The sequence below is a fragment of the Streptacidiphilus sp. P02-A3a genome, assembly GCF_014084105.1.
GTDB lineage: Bacteria > Actinomycetota > Actinomycetes > Streptomycetales > Streptomycetaceae > Streptacidiphilus.
Genome location: NZ_CP048289.1, coordinates 6,640,844 through 6,664,651, shown reverse-complemented (window position 1 = coordinate 6,664,651; position 23,808 = coordinate 6,640,844). Strand labels below are relative to the sequence as shown.

Here is a 23,808-nt window from a genome sequence, read left to right as displayed (position 1 = left end):
CGGCCTCTCCGACCAGCGGCGCGAGGTGGTGGAGGCGACCCGGTGGCTGGACCCGGACGACCGCGACCTGCTGGCGCTGTGGTGGCTGGAAGCCCGGTCCCGCCTCGGGACCGGGGCTGACCGGTCCCGAGCAGCAGGTGCTGGCGCTCGTCAACCAGGCCCGGGCCGGGCAGGGGCTGCCCCCGCTCACGGTGACCCCGGGCCTGCAGGCCAGTGCCGCACAGCACGACGCGACCATGGCCGACGGCTGCGGCCTGTCCCACCAGTGCCCGGGGGAGCCCGCGCTCGGCCGGCGGGAGACCGACCAGGGCGTCCACTGGACCACGGCGGGCGAGAACATCGGCGACGGCGGCCCGGTCGGTGACGACTCCTCGGCGACGGCGTCGACGGCGGTCGGCCTGACCCGGTCGATGCTGGCCGAGAAGCCGCCGAACGACGGCCACCGGGCCAACATCCTGAGCACGGGCTACACGCACATCGGGATATCCGTGGTCCGGGACGGCTCCGGGACGGTCTGGCTCACCCAGGACTTCTCCGACTGAGGCCCTCCGGCTGGACACGCGGCCGGGGGGCGCCCGCCGCCGGGTTCAGTTCGGGGCGCCGGGGAGGTTGCGGTCGTGGAAGCCGAAGAGGTCGCGTTCGGTGCTGTCGAGGGCGAGGCGGACGGCGCCGAGCGCCACGCACTCCTCGCCCAGGGTGGACAGGGTGAGCTGCGGCGGGTCGAGGCAGAGCTCCTGGAGGTGGGTGCGCAGCGGGGCCGCGAGCACCTCGCCCGCGCGCGAGTAGCCGCCGCCGATGATCAGCAGGTCGGGGTTGATGGTCAGCACCATCGCGGCGGCGCCCTGGGCCAGGCTCCGGGCGAACCGGTTGACGAGTTCGAGTGAGGCCGGGTCGCCGTCGGCGGCCCTGGTGAAGACGTTCCCCACGTCGTTCGCGCTGCGCAGTTCGGCGGTGATCTCGTCCTCCCAGCCCAGCACGGACAGCGCGCCGATCTCGCCGGCCGCGCCGCCGCGGCCCCGGTGCAGCCGACCGCCGACGATGAGGCCGGCGCCGGTGCGGTGTCCGGTCAGGATGTAGACGCAGTCGTCGGCGAACCGGGCGCTGCCGCGCCAGCGCTCGGCGAGGGCGGCGAGGTTGGCGTCGTTCTCGACGAGGGCGGGGCAGCCCGCCCAGCGGGACGCCTGGTTCGCCAGGTCCAGCCCGTTCCAGTCGGGGATCGGGGTGGACAGGGTGATCCGTCCGCTCGGTCCGACGATGGCGGGCACCCCGAGGCAGACCGAGCGGAGCGCGCCGCGCGGGCCGGGGTGCTCGGCCAGCAGGTCCAGGATCTCCTGGCGGATGTGCGCGAGCCGGTCGGCTCCGTTCACCTCGGCGACGAGGGTGCTGCGGCGCACCGCGACCTCGTTGCCGTCGAGGTCGGTCAGGACGGCGAGCAGCTTGTGGACCCCCACGTCGACGCCGAGGACATAACCGGCCTCGGCCCGGAAGCGGTAGCGCCGGGCCGGGCGCCCCATGCCGCGTTCGGGCTCGGTCTCCTCGATCCACCCCTGCTCGGTCAGGTCGGTGAGCACGGCCTCCACGGTCTGCCGGGACAGTGAGGTCGCCGCGCCGAGCTGGGTGACCGTGACCGGGGGTTGGCCGCGCAGGGACCCCAGCACCGCCTGGGTGTTGAGGCGACGCAGGAGTGCCGGGTCTCCGCCGTTGGAGCGGGAGGGGTTCACGTTGCCTCGCTGTCGGGTCGGGCGGTGGTCGGTCGGCGGCCATCGTTTGGCGGCCATCATTGTATGCGACCCATTTACGTAAAGACTCGGCGGAAGCCTCTTGACCATGACTTGGCCAGATATTATGGTGAGCGCCAGTTACGGAACGTTGCGTCATAAGTCCACCAAGGGCTTGTTCTGGACTCGTGTTTCGATGGTCGTCCCCGTGTTCGAGGAGCTCCCCATGCGTAGATCAGTCAGGTTTTCCTGTGCCCCCGGCGCCCGCAGACGGGCCGTGGTGACGGCCGCCGCCGTCGCGCTCGCCGCGACCGGTCTCAGCGCCTGCGGCGGGATCACCCCCGGGGCCGGCTCGCAGGTGTCCGCGGCGCCGACGGGGGCGGTGTCGACGGCGATCCCCACCGGGAAGGTCACGCTCACGGTGGTCAGCTCGGAGAACTCCGGTACCACCAAGGCACTGGCGGCGGCGTTCGAGCAGCTGCATCCCAACGTCACGGTGGACTACCAGTACACCGACGTCAACGACTACAACACCAGCCTGAACCTGACGCTCTCCTCCGACAACGCCCCGGACCTGGCGCTGCTGAACATGATCGGGACCACGGTCAAGGCGAACCTGGTCCGCGACCTGGACCCGTACGCGGCGGCCTACGGCTGGACCACGACCGAGCCCAGCACCGAACTGGACCAGTGGCGGGCCGACGCCACCGGGACGCAGCTGGGCAGCGGCCACCTGTGGGCGGCCCCGGCCGGGTTCTCGGTCGTGGGCGTCTACTACAACCAGAGGATCGCGGCCAAGCTGGGCATCGCGCCGCCGACGACCTTCGCCGAGTTCCAGGCCGACCTGGCCAAGGCCAAGGCCGCCGGTCAGCTGCCGATCCAGCTGGGCAACCTGGCGGGCCACTCCTCCTTCATCTTCCAGTCCGTCGCGGACGACGTCGACGGCGCCGCCAAGAGCACGAACTGGGCCTACGGGGTGCCCGGTGCGTCGATCGACTCGCCCGGCGGCACCGCCGCCGCCCAGGACCTGGCCGCCTGGGCGAAGCAGGGCTACACACCGCCCGGCGCGAACGGCACCGACCTGCCGGGCTCGGTCGCGGACTTCAGCAAGGGGCAGGGCCTGTTCCTGTTCGACGGCAGCTGGGACGCCGCCACCCTCAGCAAGGCCATGCCGGGCAACGTGGGGTTCTTCCCGCTGCCGGGCGCCACCGCGACCTCGCCGGTGACCGGCATCGGGACCTCGGTCGCGTACGCGATCCCGACCAGGGCCAAGAACCCCGACCTGGCCGCGGCGTTCCTGGACTTCATGGGCAGCGCCCAGGCCGCGCAGATCGAGTTCACCACCGGCTTCATGCCGGTCGCCCACGCCGACACGGTCACCGCCCCCTCGGGCAGCGTGCTGGGCCAGGTCGCCGACGCCTGGGGCAAGGTCGGCCGGGACAACGGCCTGGTGCCGTTCTTCAACAACAGCACCGCCACCATGAACACCACCCTGACCTCCGCCGGTCAGGAGCTGATCGGCGGCAAGGTCACGCCGACCCAGTACCTGGCGCAGCTCCAGGCCGACTGGCAGAAGGGCCACCAGTGAGTGTCGGAGCGGCACTCCCCGACGGCGTCCGGACGCAGTCCGTCGGACCGGACGCCGCCGCCGCTCCGTCCGCTCCCGCCCGGGTGTCCCGCGTGCTGCGCGGGACGCGCGGGCGGGGCAACCCCGGCAAGCGCCGCCGCCGGATCGCCTACCTGTACCTCGCCCCGGCGCTGAGCGTCTACACGCTCTTCGTCGCCCTGCCGTGGGTGCACACCGTCTGGCTCTCGTTCTACACCTGGGACGGCGTCACCCTCGGCACCTGGGACGGCCTCGGCAACTACCGGGGCGTCTTCACCGACCCGACGATGCTCGCCGCGCTCGAACACGCCCTCGGCTTCATCGTCTTCTTCTCCTTCCTGCCGATCGCCATCGGGCTGCCGCTGGCGGCGGTGATCGGCGCGGCGGGCGGGAAGCGGCGCTACCCCGTCTCCCGTGCCGTGCTGTTCCTGCCGCAGGTGGTGCCGCTGGTCGCGGTCGGTGTGATGTGGCGCTGGATGTACGCGCAGAACGGCCTGGTCAACCAGATCCTGGGGGCGGTCGGCCTGGGCTCGGTCACCCGGGCCTGGCTCGGCGACTTCACCTGGGCGTACGTCGCGGTGGGCCTGGTCGGTACCTGGGTGATGACCGGGCTGACCCTGGTCGTCTTCCAGGCGGGCATCCAGAAGATCGACACCAGCCTCTACGAGGCGGCGCGCATCGACGGCGCCGGACCGGTGCGCGAGTTCTTCGCGGTGACCCTGCCCGGCCTGCGGGCCGACATCGGCGTGGCGCTCACCGTCACCGTCATCGCCGCCCTGGCCAGCTTCGACGTGGTCTACGTGACCACCGGCGGCGGCCCCGGCACCTCGACCATCGTCCCCGGCGTGCTGATCTACCAACTCGCCTTCACCGACGGCCGGGTCGGCGCGGCCTGCGCCCTCGCCGTCGTCCTGAGCGCGCTGATCGCGCTGATCGTGCTGGCCATCGGCCGGCTGGTACGGGAGAAGCCATGAGCACCACCGCCCCGCCCCGCCCCCGGATCCCGCGGCGGGTCTCCTCGCTGGCCGGACCCGCCGTCATGACCGGCTTCGCGCTGGCGGTGGTGGTCCCGTTCGTCAGCCTGCTGCTGGCCGCGCTCAACCCGTCCGGCGCGCTGGTCTCCGGCTTCGCGTGGCCGCGGCACCCCACCCTGGCGAACTTCGGGGCGGCCTGGTCCGCCGCCGGTTTCGGCGGACTGCTGAGCAACAGCGCGGTGATCGTCCTGGGGCTGGTACCGCTCTCGCTGCTGTGCGCGATCCTGGCCGGATACGCCTTCGCCACCATGGAGTTCCGTGGTCGCACCGTCCTGTTCGGGTTCCTGCTGCTCGGGCTCACGCTGCCCTACGAGGCCGCGGTCGTGCCGCTCTACTACGACCTGCGCTCGTTCGGCCTCACCGACACCCCGCTGGCCCTGATCCTCGCGCTGACCGGGCTGTTCATGCCGTTCGGGGCCTTCTGGATGCGGCAGCAGTTCCTCGCGCTGCCACCCGAACTCGTCGAGGCCGCCGCCATGGACGGCGCCAACAGCTGGACCATCCTGTGGCGGGTGCTGGTGCCCTGCGCCCGCCCGGCCCTGACCACGCTCGGACTGCTGTACTTCCTGTGGGGCTGGAACCAGTTCCTGCTGGCGCTGGTGCTCATCCAGGACCCGGCCAAGCGCACCGCCCCGGCCGGTCTCGGCTTCTTCGTCGGCGCGTACAGCATCAACGTCCCGCTGCTGGCCGCGGCCACGCTCATCGTGATCACCCCGGTGGTCGCCGTCTACCTCGTCTTCCAGCGCCACTTCATCAGCGGCATGCTCGCCGGCGCCGTCAAGGGCTGAGCCCCGGCGCCCCCCGTTCCACGCCCCCGCCGCCGGTTCCGGCCGACGGGCCGCCCCCGCACGCCCGGAACCGCCCGGACCCGCCTCCAGAGGAGACCCTTCCCATGACCCACGCCTCCGGATCCTCCACCGCCCGCGTGCGCCTGCTGCTGGTCGGCGCCGGTGCCCGCGGCGGCGCCTACGCCCGCTACGCCGCCTCGACCGGACGCGCGGACGTGGTCGCCTTCGCGGAACCGGACCCCGAACGCGCCGCCGACGCGGCCCGGGACCACCCCGAGGCCACCGGCTACGCCGACTGGCGGCAGCTGGCCGCCGACGGGATCGAGGCCGACGCCGTCATCATCGCCACCCAGGACGCCCACCACGTCGAACCGGCGGTCGCGTTCGCCGAACGCGGCTACCACATCCTGCTGGAGAAGCCGATGGCGACCAGCGAGCAGGACGCGGTGCGGATCGTCGAGGCGGTGGGCAAGGCCCAGGTGATGCTCGCGGTCTGCCACGTGCTGCGGTACACCCCCTACACCACCGGCGTGAAGGAGATCGTGGCCTCCGGCGTGCTCGGCGAGATCATCAGCGTCGAACACCTGGAACCGGTCGGCTGGTGGCACGCGGCCCACTCGTACGTCCGCGGCAACTGGCGCAGCGAACGGAACGGGTCGCCGATGCTGCTCGCCAAGTCCAGCCACGACCTGGACTGGCTGAACTTCATCGTCGGCAGGCCGGTCCGCAAGGTGTCCTCCTTCGGCGGGCTCAAGCACTTCCGCCGCGAGAACCAGCCCGAGGGCGCCACCGACACCTGCCTGACCTGCCCGGTCGAACCGACCTGCCCGTACTCCGCGCCGCGGATCTACCTGGGCTGCCTGGGCGACCCGAACCGCGAACGCTGGCCGCTGACCGTGGTCACCCGCGAGCGCACCGAGCAGGGCGTGCTGGACGCGCTCCGGGACGGCCCCTACGGCCGCTGCGTGTACGCCTGCGACAACGACGTGGTGGACCACCAGGTGGTGAACCTGGAGTACGAGGGCGGCGCCACCGCCTCGTTCACCATGACCGCGTTCACCCCGTTCGAGCACCGCAGGACCCGGGTCTTCGGAACCCACGGCCACCTCGAAGGCGACGGCGTCACCGCCACGGTCACCGACTTCCGCACCGGCGCCAGCACGGCGCACACGCTCGGCCTGGACGGCCCCGACGCCGGGAGCGGCCACGGCGGCGGCGACGAAAGGCTGATGGACGCCTTCCTGGACGCGGTCTCCAGCGGCGACCCGCGCTGGATCCTGTCCGACCCGGTCACCAGCCTGGAGGCGCACCAGGTGGCCTGGGCCGCCGAGCGGTCCCGGCACACCGCCACGGTGCAGACCCTCCGCGACTGAACTCCCCTGCTCCGAAACCCCCCTGAACTCCCGGACGGGCGGCCGGTCGCCACCGCCGTCCGTCCGGGCGGTCATGCACCCCACCTCGCAGGAGCCCAGAAAGGCAGACAGCATGCCAGCACAGCGCGCCAACAGACCCGACCGGCGGTCGGAGGGACGCAACCGCACCCTGCTCTCCGCGTTCACCGCGTTCGCCACCCTGCTCGCCTTCGCCGCGAGCGCCGTCAGCGCCACCGAGGCGCACGCGGCCACCGGCACCACCTACTACGTGGACGCCACCGCGGGCAGCGACAGCAACAGCGGCACCAGCCCGAGCAGCCCCTGGCAGAGCCTGGCCAAGGTCGACGCCGCCGCCTTCCAGCCCGGCGACACCGTCGCCTTCCAGGGCGGCGAGACCTGGACCGGCGGCCTGACCATCACCTCCTCCGGCACCGCCGCCGCCCCGATCACGGTCACCTCCTACGGCACCGGCCAGGCGGTGATAGCCGGGCAGGACACCGTCCAGGCCGCGGTGACCCTCAGCAACGTCCACGACGTCCACGTCACCGACCTGGCCGTCACCAACGGCCTCAACCAGTCGGTGTCCACCAGCGCCACCTACCGGGGCATCTACGTCGTCGCCCAGGACACCGGGAACATGCCCGGCATCGTGATCAGCGGCGACTACGTGCACGGCATCGACGGCCCGGGCGGCTCGGACATCGGCCAGGGCGGCATCGTGGTCGGCGTCACCGGCGACACCACCCCCACCTGGTTCTCCAACCTCCAGATCACCGGCAACACGGTCGCCAACGTCAACGCCTACGGCATCTCCACGTTCACCACCTGGTGCGGCGACTGCGACATCTACAGCGCCGAGACCGGCATCCCGACCAGCGAGGTCAGCGCCACCCGGCAGGCCTTCAGCAACATGCTGATCGCGGACAACTACGTCGACAACGTGACCGGCGGCGGCATCACCCCCGAGTACGCCGACAACTCCGTGGTGCAGAACAACACCGTCGACAAGGCCGCCTCCAACCGCCTGGTGACCACCGGCGGCGGCAACGTCGGTATCTGGTGGCAGGGCACCAACAACATACTCGTGCAGTACAACTCGGTGCTCGACACGGCGGTGAACGACCTCAACCCGGACCCCACCGACGACATGGCCTACGACGCGGACATGGGCACCACCGGCAGCACGGTCCAGTACAACTACAGCGACAACAACTCCGGCGGGTTCTTCATGTGCCTGATCTCCGCCACCGACATCACCTTGCGCTACAACGTCAGCCAGAACGACCACTTCCGGCCGTTCAGCATCTGGAGCGGCTGCTCCGACTTCCGCGGCTACAACAACACCGTGTGGAGCACCACCGCCACCGTCGCCCGCAACAACGGCAGCGGCGGAACCACCCAGCAGGGCATCGAGGCGTTCGTCCGGGACACCGCCCCGTACAACAACGTGCTGTTCGACAACGTCTTCTACAACCCCGCCAACGCCAGCTACGACTGCGTCAGTTCGTCCTGCAACGGCCCCGACTCCAGCATGGACTACAGCCACAACCTGTACTGGGACGGCACCGCGGCCTCGACCGTGGTCCCGGCGAACGACCCGGACCCGATCGTCGCCGACCCGCGACTGGCCGACCCCGGCAACGCCGCCGTGCCGACCGGCGCGCTGACCACGGCGCAACTCCAGCAGACCCTGGCCGGCTACGCCTCCGCCGCGTCCTCCCCGGTGCGCAACGCCGGGGTGTCCACCTCCACCGCGCCGCCGACCGACCTGTTCGGCACCCCCGTCCCGGCCGGGGCGGTCGACCTCGGCGCCGCGCAGCACGCGGTCACCGCCACCGCGTCCACCACCCTCGGCACCAGCGGCGGGACCATCGCCGACATCGCCGACGGCGACCCCACCAGCAGCTGGGCCTCCGCGAACAGCCCCACGCTGCCGGGCACGGTCACCGTGAACTACAGCGAGGCCCGCACCATGGACGCGGTCTCCCTGGTCACCGCCTTCGGCCAGGGACAGGGGGCCACCAGCGTCGACGTGCAGACCTGGAACGGTTCGAGCTGGGTCACCCAGGTCGCGGCGCAGCCCCTGACCTGGACCCAGAACACCAGCAGCGCGCAGTGGCTGCGGATCCCGCTGCCCGCCCCGGTCAGCACGACCGGCGTGCAACTGGTGATCCACGCCGCCAACACGACGTGGGGCCACCTCGCGGTGTACGAACTCCGGCCGACCTACGGCGCCGTGGCGTCGAGCGGCCTGGGCGTCCTGTCCGGGACGGTCACCGGTGACCTGGTCAGCGGCGGCAGCACCGGCTCCTGGGCCTCGCAGAGCAGTCCCGCGCTGCCCGGCGCGGTGCAGATCGACCCCGGGGCCGAGCAGACCGTCTCCACCGTCACCCTCGCCGCCGCCTTCGGGCAGGGGCAGGGGCCGACCTCGGTCAGCATCGAGGCCAACCCCGGCGGCGTGTGGCAGCAGGTGCTCGCACCCACCACCGTCACCTGGACCGGCAACAGCGGCACCTGGGAGACCCACAGCCTGACCCTGGCAACCCCCGTCACCGCCACCCAGTTCCGCGTCGTCATCAACTCCGCGAACCTGAGCTGGGGCCACGTCGCCCTCAACCAGGTCACCCTGCGGTAGCCGGAACCCGTGCCCGCCCTCCCGGAGCCCCGGCACCGGGAGGGCGGGCCCGCGCGTCCCGGCTCGCAGCCGATCGCGACACGCTGCCGTCGTACTCGCTTAACAACCAGCGTGGACGATGGGGACTGGCTATGACCACCCCAGAGGACGAGGACAGCACCGCATGCCCGATCACGGACAACCGACCCACGCCGCCACGGTGACGGCCGCCGGGGAGGTGGTGACGCTGGCCAGCGAGTTGATCGCGATCGACACCAGCAACACCGGCGACCCCAGCGCACCGGGCACCGAACGGGCCGCGGCCGAGTACGTGGCCGCGAAGCTGGCGGAGGTGGGCTACGAGACGACCTACGTCGAATCCGGGGCCCGGGGCCGCGGCAACGTGGTCGCGCGGCTGGCCGGCGCGGACCCGTCCCGGGGCGCGCTGCTGGTCCACGGCCACCTCGACGTGGTCCCGGCGGACGCGAGCGAGTGGTCGGTCCACCCGTTCTCGGGCGAGGTCCGCGACGGCTACGTGTGGGGCCGGGGCGCGGTCGACATGAAGGGCATGGTGGCCATGGCGCTCGCCGTGGCCCGCCAGTTCAAACGCGACCAGGTGGTGCCGCCGCGGGACCTCGTCTTCGCGTTCCTCTCGGACGAGGAGGCCGGCGGCTTCTACGGTGCCCGCTGGCTGGTGGAGAACCGGCCCGAGCTGTTCGAGGGAGCCACCGAGGCGATCAGCGAGGTCGGCGGCTTCTCCGTCTCCTTCGACGGCGGCACCCGCGCCTACCTGCTGGAGACCGCGGAGAAGGGCGTGATGTGGCTGCGGCTGAAGACCGTGGGCACCGCCGGGCACGGCTCGATGCTGCACACCGACAACGCGGTCGCCAAACTCGCCGCCGCGGTGACCCGGTTGGAGGCGCACCGGTTTCCGCTGATCCTCACCGACCCGGTGCGCGAGTTCCTCGAAGGCGTGGCCGAGCTCACCGGCGTGCCCTTCGACGAGAACGATCCGGAGGCGGCGGTGGCCCGCCTGGGGAACCTCTCCCGGGTGATCGGCGCGACCCTGCGCGACACCGCCAACGTCACCATGCTCGAAGCCGGTTACAAGGGCAACGTCGTCCCCTCGGTGGCCCGGGCGACCGTCGACGGCCGGATGCTGCCGGGCCGGGAGAAGGAGTTCGAAGCCGAGCTCGCCGAGGTCCTCGGCCCGGACGTGGCACTCGAATGGGACAGCCTGCCGCCGGTGCAGACGACCTTCGACGGGTCCCTGGTGGACGCGATGGCGCTGGCGATCGGCGCGGAGGACCCCGGGGCCCGGCTGCTGCCGTACATGCTCTCGGCCGGTACCGACGCCAAGTCCTTCCAGCGGCTGGGGATCCGCCACTTCGGCTTCGCGCCGCTGAAGCTGCCGCCCGAGCTCGACTTCACCGCCCTGTTCCACGGGGTTGACGAGCGGGTGCCGGTGGAGGCCCTCGAATTCGGCACCCGGGTCCTGGACAGGTTCCTGCGCACATGCTGACTCCGGCGGCGCCCACGCGGACACGGACCTTCGCCGCGCTGTCGGTGCGCGACTACCGGGTCTACTGGACCACCGGTCTGCTCTCCAACGTCGGCACGGCCATGCAGGGGGTCACCCTGGACTGGTTCGTGCTGACGCTCACCCACAGCGGCACCGCCATCGGCTGGGCGACCGGTCTGCAGTTCACTCCGGTGCTGCTGTTCGGCCTGTGGGGCGGCGTGCTGGCGGACCGGTACGACCGGCGGACGCTGCTGCTGACCTGCCAGGCCCTCTACGCCGTGCAGGCCGCGGGGCTCACCGTCGCCGTGCTCACCGGACACGCCCCGCTGTGGCTGATCTACCTGCTCTGTTTCGTGCTGGGTTGCGTCTTCACGGTCGAGAACCCGGCGCGGCTCTCCTTCGTCACCGAGTTGGTCGGCGGGGAGCTGATCCCGAACGCGGCCGGGCTGAACATCCTGTCCCTGACCGTGGCGCGACTGGTCGGCCCGGCGGTCGCCGGGGTGCTGATCGGCGTCATCGGCAGCGGCTGGCTGTTCGCGCTGAACGCCGCGTCCTTCGCGATCGTGCTGGCCGGGCTGCTGACGATCCGGCCGCAGGGACGGCCGACCCGACGCACGCCCTGGTCCGGAGCCGGTCCCGAGGGGCTGCGCTACGTCGCCGCCCGGCCCCAACTGCTCGGCGTGTTCCTGGTGTTCGGACTGGCCTCGACCTTCGCCGTGAACTTCCCGACCACCTTGACGCTGTTCGCGGGGCGGGTCTTCGACGTGGGCTCCAGCGGACTCGGCCTGATGTCCACCGTCCTGTCGGTCGGCACCGTCACCGGGACGCTGGTCGCCACCCGCCGCCTCGCGCCCAAGGTCCGCACGGTCGTGGTCAGTTGCGTGCTGTTCGGCGCCAGCGAGATCGCCGCGGCGCTGGTGCCGGGCTACGCCTGGTTCCTGGTCCTGCTGCTGCCCGCCGGGTTCACCCTGATGACCCTGAACACCGCCGTCAGCGCCTTCGTGCAGACCCAGGTGACCGAGGCGGTACGGGGCAGGGTGATGGCGGTCTACACCGTGATCTCGATGGGCGGCACGCCGATCGGCGGCCCGGTCGTCGGCTGGATCTCGCAGCGGGCGGGCGCCCGTTGGGGTCTGGCCGGCGGAGCGGTGGTGGCCGTGGTCGCCGCACTGGCCGTGGCCCTGTGGCTCCGTCGAGTCCAACGACGCCCGCAGGAGCCGAAACTGACGCAGCCTCAGGTGAACGCGGCCGAGTCGGAGGTGTGTGCTCCGAGCTGAGCGCGCCCGCCGGTCGCCCGCCTCGGCAGTCCGTCGGCTACCCTCGACGGCATGAAACTCCATGTCGGCTGCGCGATGTGGTCGCACTCCGCCTGGCAGGGCCGACAGCTGCCGCGCGCGCTCGCGGCCCGGGAACGCCTGCGCGCCTACGCGAGCTGGTGCAACGCGGTCGAGGGCAACACGACCTTCTACGCGACGCCGTCCGCCGACACCGTCAGGTCCTGGGTCGAGCAGACCGAACCGGACTTCCGGCTGCTGCTCAAGCTCCCCAAGGCGATCACCCACGAGCGCCGCCTGGCCGACCCGGACGGCCCGCTGCGCGCCTTCCTGGACGTGGTCGAGCCGCTCGGACCGCGGGTGCACGCGCTCTGGGTCCAGCTGCCGTCCTCCTTCGGCCCCACCGACCTCGGCGCGCTGGCCGCCTTCCTGCACCGGACGCCGCGCGGGCTCCGCTGCGCCGTCGAGGTCCGCCACCCCGCGTTCTTCGAGGACCCGCGCTGGCAGCACCGGCTGGAGGGGGTCCTCGGCGACGTCGGCGCGGAGTGGGCCACCTTCGACACCACCGCGCTGTTCGCCGCCCCGCCGACCAGCGCGGCGGAACGGGAGGCCTGGGAGAAGAAGCCCCGCCTGCCGCGCAGGTCCCGGGCGCTCACCGGCCATCCGGTGGTCCGCTACATCGGCCGGGACGACCCCCGGCACACCGAGGAAAGCTGGCGCCACTGGACCGGCACGGTCGCCGACTGGCTGCGCGAGGGCCGTTCCCCCACGGTGTTCATCCACACCCCGGACAACGACGAGGCGCTGGCCCTCGCCCGGCGCTTCCACGACGACGTCAGGACACTCGTCCCGGAGCTCGAACGGCTGCCCGAGCCGGTCCCCACCGGACCGCCGACGCTGTTCTGAGCCGCGTCGAGCGCCGCCGGCCGACTCTCACCGGGGCCGCTCCCGGTGGCGGCCAGCGCCTGGGCGATCGCCCGCCGGGACGCCCGCCGGTCCACCTGCGGCGCGGCGGTGATCCGCCGATCCAGCTCGTCCAGTACGGGAATGGTCATCGGCCAAGTACAGCGGACGGCACCGGGCCGGGTGGAACGTCACCCGGATCACTCACCCGGATCACTCGCAGAGCGGGCGGCAGGAGCGGCAGGGACGGTATCCGGCCGCGCGGGCCTCGGCGGGGGAGTGAAAGGGGACCTGGTGCGCCGGGGTGATCCGGCGGGCGTGGGCGCAGCTCGGATGGCAGTAGATGCGGGTGGTGCCGCTGCCGAGCAGCCGCAGCCCGGCCCTGGAGAAGTCGGCCAGCCCGGCCATGTCCAGGCCCTCGGCGGCCCGCAGCGCGGGGCCGGTGCCGTCGAACGGGCCGAGGTCGCAGGGGGCGCCGTCGTCGTGGGTGATCCGGTGCGTCGGGATCAGCACCGGCACCGGGTTGGCCGCGAGCGCCGCCAGCACCGTACCGGCGTCGGCGAGCCCCGCCTCGCGCGCCACCCAGGCGACCGGTCGGAGCTGGCCCCGGGGGACGCTGCGGACCGCGTCCAGCGCGGCGCGCTGCGGCTGCGGCAGCCCGGTCGTGTCCACCGGCAGCCGCCCGGTCCGACCGCTCCGCAGGGCGGTCAGCAGCCCGGGGGGCGGCGTCGCGGCCGGGATCGCCGGGCGTCCGGTGCGGCGGCGGTGCAGCTCCTCGAACTCCGCCGGGGCGGCGAACGCCGCGACCGGCGCCGTGCCGCTGACGCCGAGCCCGCCGGAGGCGACATAGAGCCCGCCCGTCGGCAGGCCGACCCGGAGGTAGGTGTCGTACCGGGCCCGGGGGACGCCCACCCGGCGCAGCACCCGCACCTCGAAGTCGGGCGAGTCCGCCTCCGGCAGCCCCCCCAGGGCGTGCTCGATCCATGCCGTCGACGGGCGGTGCCCGCCTCCGCTCCGGCTCATCCCGCGGCCTCCCTCGGTCTCCCGGTCTCGTCCTGTAGCAGTCCCCGCAGGCAGGTGAGTCCCCTGGACACCTGCGCCTTGACCGTGCCGACCGGACAGTCCTGCACTTCGGCCACCTCCGAGTTGCTCATGCCGACGACGAAGCGGAGCACCACCGCGCTGCGGTTGCGGTCCGGTAACCGGCTCAGCGCCGCGACCAGACGGCCGCGGTCGTCGACGGCCATGGCGCGCTCCTCCGGACCCGGCCCCGGTTCGGCCCAGCCGCCGCAGGCGTCGTTGATCTCCGCGGCGTGCACCGGGCGCCGGGCGCTGGACCGGACGTGGTTCCGCCAGACGTTCGCCGCTATGGCCAACAGCCAGCTACGCGGCCGCAGTTGGCTGCGGCGTCCGGGCGAGTAGTGCTGTAGGGCCACGTAGGCGCGCAGGAAGGTGTCCTGGCCGAGGTCGTCCGCGGTCGCGGCGCAGCCGGTGACCCGGAACAGGTATCCGCGCACCGCGCCCGAGTGCAGCCGCACCAGCTCGGTGAAGCCGTCGTCCAGGTCGGCGGCCAGCCGGGCGGTCAGCGGATCAACGGTCTCGTCCGTCACGGTGTGAACACCTCACTCCTGGAAGTCGTCGTACCGCCGGGGCGGAGCCGGATCGGCCGGGTGGTAGCTGATCAGCTCGCCGCCGACGCGCCAGGTGCCGCCGTCGGGCGTGGCACCGGACATGCCGCGCAGGGTCTCCGCCCCGGCCAGCTCGACCGCCAGGATGTCCCCCAACGAGGCGAAGCCGAAGGTGCGTCGCGGCGTCCAGTCGGTGCTGTGGCGCAGCCGTCGGCTCAGCTGCGCCCAGCCGAGCGGGCCTCCGGCGACCACCCAGGCGTCCGGGGTGCCGGTGGTGAGCCGCCGCGCGGCGCGCAGCCAGGAGGCGGCCGCGTCCGGCCAGTCCACCAGGGCCTGCACCTCCCCGCCCCGGGCCTGCCACGCCTCGGCGAAGGCGAGCGCGGCGGCCTCGGAGGCCGGGTCGCGGCCGTGGCCGACGGTGACCGTCCGGACCGTCGGCCGGGCCGCCGCCACCAGGCCCAGCAGCGAACGGAGTTCCGCCCCGGTGTGCGCGGCGGGCGCGGCCGGGGTGGCCGGGGCCGGGCCGGACGGGCGCAGCAGCGGTGAGCGGGACCGGGCCCGCCCGGACCGGGGGCCGGTACTCATGCCGACTCCCGGTCCGGCCGCCGGGTCCGCTGCTTCCAACGGGCGTAGGCCCCCGGCAGGCAGACCGCGCAGGGCCGGTACCCGGCCGCACGGGCGGTCCGCTCGTCGGCGAAGAACACCCGCTCGCGGACGTAGCCGCCGCGCGCCAACGCCCGCAGCGCCGAGGGGCAGTCCAGCCTGCCGTACAGGCGGCACCGCCGGTGCCCGCCGAGGGCGCCCGGCACCGCGCTGCGGTACGGTCGGCCGTCCGCGCCGACCAGGGTGTACCCGCGCGGCGGGCGCTCCTCGGCGGCGCGCCCGGGCGCGGTGGCCGCGCGGTGGCCCGTGGTCAGGGTCATCGGTTCTCTCCCAGCGGGGTCGGGGCGCTCGGGTCAGAGCAGTTGCGGTTGCAGGGCGCCCTCGTGGATCAGCAGGAACTCCTTGCGCTCCACCCCGCCCGCGTAGCCCTTCATCGTCCCGTCCGCGCCGATCACGCGGTGGCAGGGACGCACCACCAGCAGCGGGTTGGCGCCGATCGCGGCGCCCAGCGCGCGGACCTCCGCGCGTTCGAGATCCAACTGCTCGCCCAGCCGTCCGTAGCTGGTGGTGGTGCCGTACCGGATGCCCTCCAGCGCCTCCCAGACCCGCTGCTGGAACTCGGTGCCGCGGACGGCGTGGTCGAGGTCGAACTCCGTCAGCGCACCGTCGAAGTACGCTTCGAGCTGCTCGGCGACCCGGGTGAACGCCTCCGGGGCGCGCCGCCACTCGGGCCTGACCACGGCGGCGTTGCGTTGGCCGGTCATCGACACGGAGGCCAGCGCCACCCCGCCCCTGGCCGCCGCCGACTCCTCGCCGACCAGCAGCAGGTCGCCCAGCGGGCTCTCCACGGTCGTGTGGACGATCACCTTGCGCTCCTTTCCTCGGGATTCCTCATCTCCCAATCTGCGCCGTCGCGGCCGGAGTGTCTGGCGGTCGTCGGACACCGCGATCCGCCCCCGGCCGCCGGGGTCAGGCGCCCGCGGCGGCCCGCAGCGCGGCCACCCGGTCGGTGCGCTCCCAGGTGAAGCCGGGCAGCTCGCGGCCGAAGTGGCCGTAGGCGGCGGTCTGCGCGTAGATCGGCCGGAGCAGGTCCAGATCCCGGATGATCGCCGCCGGACGCAGGTCGAAGACCTGCTCGACGGCCTGTTCCAGCTGGGCCTGCGGGACGGTCCCGGTACCGAAGGTCTCGACGAACAGGCCCACCGGCGCGGCCCGGCCGATCGCGTAGGCGACCTGGACCTCGCACCGGGCCGCGAGCCCGGCCGCGACCACGTTCTTGGCCACCCACCGCATCGCGTACGCGGCCGACCGGTCCACCTTGGAGGGGTCCTTGCCGGAGAAGGCGCCGCCGCCGTGCCGGGCCATCCCGCCGTAGGTGTCCACGATGATCTTGCGGCCGGTCAGTCCGGCGTCGCCCATCGGGCCGCCGATCTCGAACCGCCCGGTCGGGTTGACCAGCAGCCGGTACCCGTCCGTCTCCAACTTCAGACCCTCGTAAGCGAGTTCGGCGAGCACGTGGTCGACCACGTACTCCCGGACGTCCGGCGTGAGCAGCCCCTCCAGGCTGACCCCGGAGGCGTGCTGGGAGGAGACGACGACGGTGTCCAGGCGCACCGGACGGGCGCCCTGGTACTCGATGGTGACCTGGGTCTTGCCGTCGGGGCGCAGGTAGGGGATGGCGCCGTCGCGGCGGGCCTGGGCCAGGCGGCGGGACAGCCGGTGCGCCAGGTCTATCGGCAGCGGCATCAGCGTCGAGGTCTCGTCGGTCGCGTAGCCGAACATCAGCCCCTGGTCGCCCGCGCCCTGCCGGTCGAGCTCCCCGGTGGCGTCGCCGCTCCGCGACTCGTAGGCGCGGTCGACGCCGCGGGCGATGTCCGGGGACTGCGCGCCGAGCGAGATCGACACGCCGCAGGAGGCGCCGTCGAAGCCCTTGGTCGAGGAGTCGTAGCCGATCTCCAGGATCTTGTCGCGCACCAGCTGCTCGATCGGCACGTAGGCGTCGGTGGTGACCTCGCCCGCGACGTGCACCTGGCCGGTGGTGACCAGGGTCTCCACCGCGACCCGGGCGGACGGGTCCTGCCGCAGCAGCGCGTCCAGGACGGTGTCACTGATCTGGTCGGCGATCTTGTCGGGATGTCCCTCGGTCACGGACTCCGAGGTGAACAGGCGGGTGGGCATCAGCGTTGTCCCTGTCTGGCGAGGTCGGCGCCCTGCCGGAGCGCGGCGGTGGAGGCCCGGGCCGGGGCGAGGGCCAGGACTGCGTGGGCGATGGCGTCCGAGTCGCCCAGGGTCACCGAGTTCACGCCGGGGCGGATGCCCGCCGCGGTCACCCAGTGCACCGACTCGGTGGGGACGCCGTAGGCGAAGCGGCGCGGATGGGCCCGGCCCAGCGCGTCCACCATCCGGTACGGCCGCTCGGTCACGGCCAGGCCGCCGGTCTCGTAGCCGCCGCGCGCCCCCTCGATCCGGTAGGGCACGGCCTGGCCGCTGGTCAGCAGCTGCCGCAGCAGCGAGTCCCCGGTGAGCCTGATGTCCGGCTCGGGCAGCCTCGCCTCGATCAGCACGGTCGCCCGCACCGGCTCCGCCTCGACCGCCTTGGACCCGGCCACGAACGCGGGCAGGCCGCCGGTGTCGATGCGGACCTCCAGATCCGGCCCGATCACCTCCACCACGTTCGCCTCCACCAGCGCCCGCAACTCCTCGATCCGCGACGCCGGGGGACCGATCGACAGGTAGGCGTTGAGCGGGGTGTACCAGCCCTGGAGCTCGTCGCGGTACGAGTCGCCCTCCAGCCCGCCGTGGTCGACCGCGAGCCGGATCTCGTTGCGCAGGTCGCGCAGCACGTCCAGGGCCGCCTTGAGCGGTCCGCTGAGGTTGCCCGCCCTGGCCTCGCGCACGTCCTGGTCCAGGTGCTCCAGCAGCCAGGCACGGAAGGCCTCGCGGTCGTCGAAGCGCCGCCGCCCCAGCGGCCGCGACAGCGCGTCCCAGTCCCACCGGTCCGCCTCGGCGACCCCGAGGCGGTCCAGCAGGCCGCGCTTGGCCGCCTCGTCGGCCGCCGCCAGGTAGCTCCGGACGAAGCCCGGGGCCGCCCGCCGCTGACCGCGCGCCGCCAGCAGCGTCTCGTAGTAGACGCCCTCGACCTCCTTGGCGATCAGCGGCCACAGGTCGGTGCCGAAACGGACCGGCTCCCCGGCGGCGGCCCGGCCCCGCAGCGCCGCGATCGTCGCCGGCGTCAGCAGCCGGGGCAGGTAGCGGCCGTGCGGGCCCTTCTCGTTCTCGCCGCGCGCGTGGTACGGGATGCCGCGCCGCGAACCCGCCCGGATGTGCGGCTCGCGGCCCGAGGGCCGGTAGACCAGCCTGCCGCCATGGCGGACGAACAGCCCGCCGCGGCCCCGGGTGAGCAGCGCCATGTGGTCGAAGAAGTTCAGCCCGAGCCCGCGCACCAGCACCGTCTGGCCGGGCCGCACGGCCGACAGGTCCAGGTCGGCGGGGTTGGCCGGGGGCACGTAGGTCAGGCCGAGGGCGGCGGCGACCCGCGCCCACTCCTGCTCCTGCTCGGTCGGCCGGGCCCGCACGTGGCCCTGGGCCAGCACCACCGCGTCCAGGCCGGTCAGCGCGGAGCCGTCGGCCAGGGTGACCGTCTGCGGGCCGCCCGGGCGCGGGCCCGCGTCCTCCAACGCCACCGCGCGGGTCCGGTGTTCGCACACGGTGACGTGCGCCGGGGCGCTCGCCCGCACCCGCCGGTAGGCACCCTCCAGGTAGTGGCCGTAGAAGGCCCGGGTCGGGTACGAGTCCGGGGTCAGCTCCCGGGCCTCGGCCCGGGTCGGGTCGTCGTACTGCTTCGGACTGCCGGGCACCACCTCGGACTTGGCCCACTCGTACAGGCTCGGTCCGGGCTCGATGGCGCCGTCCATCTCCACGCTGGCGTCGGTGAACACGGTGACCTGCGAGGCCACGGTGTTCATCAGCAGCAGCCCGGACTGGCTGGTGCGCCAGACCCGGCCGGGGCCGGGCGGGAACGGGTCGACCAGGTGCACGACGACCGACGGGTGCGAGGCGCGGGTGCGTTCGTTGGCGCAGAGCCGCTCCAGCACCGACAGCCCGCGCGGCCCGGCCCCCACGACGCAGATCTCCAGACGGTCCCCGCTCATGCCGCCCACGCTCCCGACCGCCGCTGTCCGGCCCCGGACACCCGCGCCACCAGGTCACCCGGGTCGGTGGGCAACTGGTTCCCCCGCCAGGCGACGTGCTGGTCAGGGCGGATCAGCACCAGATCGCGCTGGTAGAGCTCGCGCGCGGGCTCCCCCTCGACGTCCAGCACCCGCAGCGGCAGGCCCCGCGCCTGCGCGGCGGCCTGAAGCGGCTTGCCGCTGGGCGGCTCCGGCCCCAGCCGCAGCAGGGTGTAGCCGGGTCCGAGCCGGTCGAACAGGGAACTGCCCTGGCCGTGCCAGTCGTCCAGCCACAGGTGCGGCGCCCGGCCGCCGGGGAGGCTGGACGGGGTGTACGAGCCCCAGGAGTCGCCGGGCGGCTCGGCCTGCGGGTCGCCGGCGACGATCGGCGAGGCGTCGTAGCGGACGCCGAGCTGTACCCCGACCGACGACAGGCTGCGCTCCCCGTGCGAGCGCAGCAGCGCGCCCAGGTCCGCCCGGGCCGCCCGGCCCTCGGCGGTGTCCGCCTCCAGCGCCGCCGGACGCGCGACCGCGCCGGGACCGGCCCCCAGTTCGCGGGCCGCGGCGGCGTTGCGCAGCGCGATCGGACGCCGCTCCCCGCCGTACGAGGCGAGCAGCCCCGGGCCGCCCCAGCCGCGCAGCACGGCGGCGAGCTTCCAGGCGAGGTTGGCGGCGTCGTCGATGCCGGTGTTCATGCCGAGCCCGCCGTCGTCGGCGGGCGCCGGGTCGGCGTCGGAGGTCAGGAACACCCGGCCCTTGCCGAACCGCTGCGCCACCGGTGTCGCGCCCGGCGTCCACCGGTGGTCGCCGAGGACCTCGACCGGCAGGTCGGCGCCGGCCGCCCGCCGCAGCAGCGCGCCGGGGTCGGCGGGGTGCCCCGGGTGCCCGCCCCGCGCCGGGGCGGCCAGCAGCAGGAACTCGTCCTCACCGTTCAGCGCGATCAGGTTCACCGCCGGGTCCTCGTCGAGCGCCCAGTAGCTCCACGCCCGGGGGCCCCCGAGCCGGTCCCGGTGGAACGTCGGCAACCGCAGGTGGGCGGCGGTCGCCCGGCGGTCGCCGAGCCGGGCGGCGGCCGGGCGGCGCGGGCCGGTGGCCTCGTCGCGCACGCCGAGGGCGTCGCGGACGAAGTCGCGCCCGCTGTCGCTGCCGACCGCGTACCGGGCGGTCCAGTCCTCGCCGGGGTGGTCCGGGTGCTCGGCGCGCACCAGCACCTGCCGGGCGTCCTGCCGCAGGTCGGTGACCCGCCAGCCGGGCCGCAGGGTGATGTTCGGCCGGGTTCCGGCGTGTTCGCGCAGGAACCCGGCCAGGTACATCCGGTCGGCGTGGTGCGGCGGCTCGGGCAGCTGGTCGGTGCGCGGCGCGGCCGCCACCCGGCGCAGCCGCTCGGTGGCGGTCGGCAGCGCCAGCCGGGACAGCTCGCGACCGCCGAAGCGGGTGAAGCAGGCGAGGTCGCCGGGGTGCTCCCCGGGCAGGCCGAGCCGCCGCACCGGCCCGGCCAGGCCCAGCCGCCGCAGGTGCTCCATGGTCCGCGCGCCCGGGGTGCTGCCGTCCGGCCGCCGCTGCCCGCTCTCGCCGTGGTCGAAGACCACGCTCGGGACCCCGTGGTGGTCGAGCAGCAGGGCGAGCATCAGCCCTGCCGGGCCGCCGCCGACGACGGCGACCGGCGTCCGCTGCGGAGCGCTCATCCGACGCCTCCCGGTGCCGCCGCGGTACGCGTGCCGCGGGCCAGGGCGGTGTCCAGCGCCGCGCCGAGGGCGTCGACCGGCTGCTCCGGCGCCGACCGCCAGCGCATGGCCACGTAGCCGTCCGGGCGGACCAGCACCGCGCCGCGCGGGTCGTGGCCGCGCAGCTCGGTCCAGGTGCCGTCGTCGTCCTGGGGACCGCCCTCGGCCCCGACCGCGTACCCGACGAGCGGCAGGCCGTGCGCGTCGACGAGCTTGCCCGCCGCCGCCAGCCAGGCGTCGCCGTCGGACCCGGCGAGCAGCAGGAACGCCCCCGGGCGGGACGGCAGTTGGTGGGTGGACAGGCGCCGGTCGTGGAGCCGCAGCCAGGCGTGCGGCAGCCGGGCGCCGGGCCGGGCCGACTGCTGGTGGTCGAGGCCGAGCGGATCGACCCGCGGCCGCGCCGTCAGGTCGTCGCCGACGTAGCCGGCGTCGGCGTAGTCGTAGCCCATCTCCAGGCCGAGGTGCGAGGTGGTGATCCGGTTGGTGGCGAAGTACTCGCGCAGCACCGCCCGCCGGGTCTCGCCGTCCGGGGTGTCCGCGAACAGCGCGGTCATCTGGGCGCGGTTCCACTCCGGGCGCGCGCCCTGGACCACCCCGGTGCCCGAGGTGAAGGCGATCTGGTTGAAGAGCGAGAACAGCGCGCGCTCCACCACCCGCTGCGCCACCGGGCGGCGCTCGGCCTCGTAGCTGTCGAGCAGGCCGGGACCGGCGGGTCCTTCGAGCACGAGGGCGAGCTTCCAGGCGAGGTTGTGCGCGTCCTGGATGCCGGTGTTCAGCCCCAGCGCGCCGGACGGCGGATGGCGGTGGGCGGCGTCGCCGACCAGGAAGACCCGGCCGGAGCGGAACCGCTCGGCCACGGTCCCCTCCACCGGCCAGCGGCTGATGCTCTCCACGTCCATGGCGTGGTCGTCGGGGAGTTTCAGGGTGCGGCGCACCATGGCCACCAGCGTCGCGTCGTCGAGTTCGGCGGCCTCCCGGGCGCCCGGCGGGCGAGAGAACATCAGCGTCCACTCCTCGGAGTGGCGGCCCCACCTGGTCGGTCCCATGGGCACCACGCCGCAGTGCTCCAGGGTGCCCTCGGGGGACAGGCTGGACACCCGGTTGACCACCGCGTCGTCGTACGGGATGAACGGCGAGAAGTCGGCCCGGACATGGAGGTTGACCCACTCCAGGAAGGTCGGCGTGCCCGCCATGGCGATGCCCAGCAGCCGGCTGACGGTCTTGCCGCCGTCGGCCGCGACGACGTACGCCGCCCGTATCCGCAGGGTCCGGCCCGAGCCGCGGTCCAGCACGGTGGCGGTGACGCCCTCGTCGTCCTCGGCCAGGCCGGTCAGCTCGTGGTGGAACAGCAGGCTGCCCGGGGCGCGCTGCTCGGCGTGGCGGCGCAGCAGCGGCTCCAGCCAGCGCTGGCCGAGGTTGGCGTGCCGGTAGGCGGAGGCCCGGGCGTAGCGCGCGGCCAGCTCACCGCCGCCGTAGGCGCTGGCCCGGTACAGCACCTTGCGGTCGTAGGGCTCGTCGCCGCCGAGGCTGGACAGCCACACCATGGCCCCGCAGTTCTCCGGCGGGGCCCCCTCGCGGTAGATGTCTTCGGCCACCCTGAGCTGCCCGAAGACCTCCATGGTGCGGGAGTTGAGGATGTGCGCCTTGGGCTGCCGGGAGGTGGTCGGGTGGCGCTCCACCAGCAGCGAGCCGATGCCGAGGTCGGACAGGGCGAGCGAGGCGGTGAGTCCGGAGCCCCCGCCGCCCACGATCAGGACCTGGGTGTGCCGGTCGGCCGGCTCGGGCCGACGAGTTGGGTTCATCACGCTTCCTTGGGTTCGCGTGGACGCTGGTCGGCCGGTCCGTCCGTGACCGGTGCCACGACCAGCAGGCTGGTTTCCAGGGCCAACGGGGTCACCGACTCCAGCCGCAGACCGGCGGCGTCCAGCAGCGTCCGGTAGCCGTCGATGGTGCGTTCCCGCCCGCCCGCCGCCATCAGCAGGTGCAGGTCCCAGAGCAGTGCCAGCAGCCCGGAGCCGTCGGTGGGGATGACCCGCTCGACGATCAGCAGCCGGGCGGTGTCCGGCATCGCCGCGCGCAGGTTGCGGAGCAGCCGGACGCAGCGCTCGTCGTCCCAGTCCTGGAGCACCCGGGACAGCAGGTAGGCGTCCGCCCCCGCGGGGACGGCCTCGAAGAGGTCCCCGGCGACGGTCAGGCAGCGGTCCGGTCCGACCGCGAGGTCCAGGTGCTCGCGGGCGACCGGGGTCACCCGGGGCAGGTCGAACAGGACCCCGCGCAGCTCCGGGTACGCCCGCAGGACCGTGGAGAGCAGCATCCCGCTGCCCCCGGCGACATCGACCACGGTGCGACAGCCGGAGAAGTCGAAGGCGGTCGCCACGTCCCCGAAGAACGCGTTGCCCGCGTTCATCGCGCGCTGGAACTTGGCCCCGGCGCCGGGCTCGTGCTCCAGGTAGCCGTGCAGCGAGGTGCCGAAGGCGTACTCGAAGCCGGAGGTGCCGGTGCGGACCGCGGGGACGACCTGGGCCCAGGCGTGGTGGAACTCCTCGCCGTAGATCACCGCCATGTCCCGCATCGACTGGTCGTGGTCGGTGCGCAGCAGCCCGCCGACCGCGGTCAGCCGGTAGCCCTCGTCGGCGTTGTCCTCGAACAGGCCCATGGCGGTCAGCAGCCGCATCAGCCGCACGATGCCGTCCTGGTCGGACCCGGCGGCGGCGGCGAGCGCGGCGGCGGTCCCGGCTCCGGCGGCGACGTGGTCGGGGAGCGCGAGTGCGGCGGCCGCGTAGAGCGCCTGGGCCTGCCAGGCACCGGTGAGGATGTCCACCACGCGGCGTGCGGGGGGCGCGTCGGCCATG

Annotated in this window: 20 protein-coding genes; 9 read left to right on the top strand and 11 right to left on the bottom strand. The window is 73.8% G+C overall.

Features of this window, described 5'->3' with window-relative positions:
- Positions 1 to 137: 137 nt before the first annotated feature.
- A complete protein-coding gene (locus tag GXP74_RS28310; RefSeq protein ID WP_225448256.1) occupies positions 138 to 542 on the top strand; it encodes a CAP domain-containing protein in 405 nt (134 codons plus the stop codon).
- Positions 543 to 587: 45 nt separating this feature from the next.
- On the opposite strand, the gene GXP74_RS28305 is transcribed toward GXP74_RS28310, so the two are convergent.
- Positions 588 to 1,778, bottom strand: coding sequence for an ROK family transcriptional regulator (locus tag GXP74_RS28305; RefSeq protein WP_182454070.1), 1,191 nt, complete (start codon positions 1,776 to 1,778; stop codon positions 588 to 590).
- 166 nt (positions 1,779 to 1,944) lie between these two features.
- Here GXP74_RS28305 and GXP74_RS28300 point away from each other — a divergent pair, with 166 nt between their 5' ends.
- From GXP74_RS28300 to GXP74_RS28265, 8 genes are all read left to right on the top strand, one after another.
- Positions 1,945 to 3,306, top strand: coding sequence for an extracellular solute-binding protein (locus GXP74_RS28300; RefSeq protein WP_182454069.1), 1,362 nt, complete (start codon positions 1,945 to 1,947; stop codon positions 3,304 to 3,306).
- Positions 3,303 to 4,298, top strand: coding sequence for a carbohydrate ABC transporter permease (locus tag GXP74_RS28295; protein WP_225448255.1), 996 nt, complete (start codon positions 3,303 to 3,305; stop codon positions 4,296 to 4,298). The genes GXP74_RS28300 and GXP74_RS28295 overlap by 4 nt, the downstream gene beginning before the upstream one ends.
- Positions 4,295 to 5,146, top strand: coding sequence for a carbohydrate ABC transporter permease (locus GXP74_RS28290; protein WP_225448254.1), 852 nt, complete (start codon positions 4,295 to 4,297; stop codon positions 5,144 to 5,146). Before GXP74_RS28295 ends, GXP74_RS28290 begins: the two co-directional genes overlap by 4 nt.
- A 104-nt stretch (positions 5,147 to 5,250) precedes the next feature.
- On the top strand, positions 5,251 to 6,519 hold the full coding sequence (locus GXP74_RS28285; RefSeq protein WP_182454068.1) for a Gfo/Idh/MocA family protein: 1,269 nt from the start codon (positions 5,251 to 5,253) through the stop codon (positions 6,517 to 6,519).
- Between the two features lie 112 nt (positions 6,520 to 6,631).
- Complete coding sequence (locus tag GXP74_RS28280) at positions 6,632 to 9,154, top strand: discoidin domain-containing protein (protein WP_182454067.1); 2,523 nt, start codon at positions 6,632 to 6,634, stop codon at positions 9,152 to 9,154.
- A gap of 163 nt (positions 9,155 to 9,317) precedes the next feature.
- Positions 9,318 to 10,655: a M20/M25/M40 family metallo-hydrolase gene (locus GXP74_RS28275; RefSeq protein WP_182454066.1), complete on the top strand. Its 1,338-nt coding sequence runs from the start codon at positions 9,318 to 9,320 to the stop codon at positions 10,653 to 10,655.
- Positions 10,649 to 11,932, top strand: a complete 1,284-nt coding sequence (locus GXP74_RS28270; protein WP_182454065.1) for an MFS transporter — start codon at positions 10,649 to 10,651, stop codon at positions 11,930 to 11,932. Before GXP74_RS28275 ends, GXP74_RS28270 begins: the two co-directional genes overlap by 7 nt.
- Before the next feature lie 51 nt (positions 11,933 to 11,983).
- Complete coding sequence (locus GXP74_RS28265) at positions 11,984 to 12,835, top strand: DUF72 domain-containing protein (protein ID WP_182454064.1); 852 nt, start codon at positions 11,984 to 11,986, stop codon at positions 12,833 to 12,835.
- 210 nt (positions 12,836 to 13,045) lie between these two features.
- Here GXP74_RS28265 and GXP74_RS28260 read toward each other — a convergent pair whose 3' ends face one another.
- The 10 genes from GXP74_RS28260 to GXP74_RS28215 form a co-directional block, all read right to left on the bottom strand.
- Positions 13,046 to 13,855, bottom strand: a complete 810-nt coding sequence (locus GXP74_RS28260; RefSeq protein WP_182454063.1) for an Ada metal-binding domain-containing protein — start codon at positions 13,853 to 13,855, stop codon at positions 13,046 to 13,048.
- Positions 13,852 to 14,442 (bottom strand): RNA polymerase sigma factor, encoded by a 591-nt coding sequence (locus GXP74_RS28255; protein WP_225448253.1) that lies wholly within the window; start codon positions 14,440 to 14,442, stop codon positions 13,852 to 13,854. The genes GXP74_RS28260 and GXP74_RS28255 overlap by 4 nt, the downstream gene beginning before the upstream one ends.
- 12 nt (positions 14,443 to 14,454) lie before the next feature.
- Complete coding sequence (locus GXP74_RS28250; RefSeq protein ID WP_182454062.1) at positions 14,455 to 15,045, bottom strand: hypothetical protein; 591 nt, start codon at positions 15,043 to 15,045, stop codon at positions 14,455 to 14,457.
- Complete coding sequence (locus tag GXP74_RS28245; protein WP_182454061.1) at positions 15,042 to 15,383, bottom strand: Ada metal-binding domain-containing protein; 342 nt, start codon at positions 15,381 to 15,383, stop codon at positions 15,042 to 15,044. The genes GXP74_RS28250 and GXP74_RS28245 overlap by 4 nt, the downstream gene beginning before the upstream one ends.
- Positions 15,384 to 15,416: 33 nt before the next feature.
- A complete protein-coding gene (locus GXP74_RS28240) occupies positions 15,417 to 15,929 on the bottom strand; it encodes a methylated-DNA--[protein]-cysteine S-methyltransferase (protein WP_182454060.1) in 513 nt (170 codons plus the stop codon).
- Positions 15,930 to 16,032: 103 nt separating this feature from the next.
- Positions 16,033 to 17,241: a methionine adenosyltransferase gene (metK, locus tag GXP74_RS28235; RefSeq protein ID WP_182454059.1), complete on the bottom strand. Its 1,209-nt coding sequence runs from the start codon at positions 17,239 to 17,241 to the stop codon at positions 16,033 to 16,035.
- Complete coding sequence (locus GXP74_RS28230; RefSeq protein WP_182454058.1) at positions 17,241 to 19,214, bottom strand: FAD/NAD(P)-binding domain-containing protein; 1,974 nt, start codon at positions 19,212 to 19,214, stop codon at positions 17,241 to 17,243. The genes metK and GXP74_RS28230 overlap by 1 nt, the downstream gene beginning before the upstream one ends.
- Positions 19,211 to 20,917 (bottom strand): FAD-dependent monooxygenase, encoded by a 1,707-nt coding sequence (locus GXP74_RS28225; RefSeq protein WP_182454057.1) that lies wholly within the window; start codon positions 20,915 to 20,917, stop codon positions 19,211 to 19,213. The genes GXP74_RS28230 and GXP74_RS28225 overlap by 4 nt, the downstream gene beginning before the upstream one ends.
- Positions 20,914 to 22,758, bottom strand: a complete 1,845-nt coding sequence (locus tag GXP74_RS28220) for an FAD-dependent monooxygenase (RefSeq protein ID WP_182454056.1) — start codon at positions 22,756 to 22,758, stop codon at positions 20,914 to 20,916. The genes GXP74_RS28225 and GXP74_RS28220 overlap by 4 nt, the downstream gene beginning before the upstream one ends.
- Positions 22,758 to 23,807, bottom strand: a complete 1,050-nt coding sequence (locus tag GXP74_RS28215; protein ID WP_182454055.1) for a methyltransferase — start codon at positions 23,805 to 23,807, stop codon at positions 22,758 to 22,760. Before GXP74_RS28215 ends, GXP74_RS28220 begins: the two co-directional genes overlap by 1 nt.
- Position 23,808: the final 1 nt, after the last annotated feature.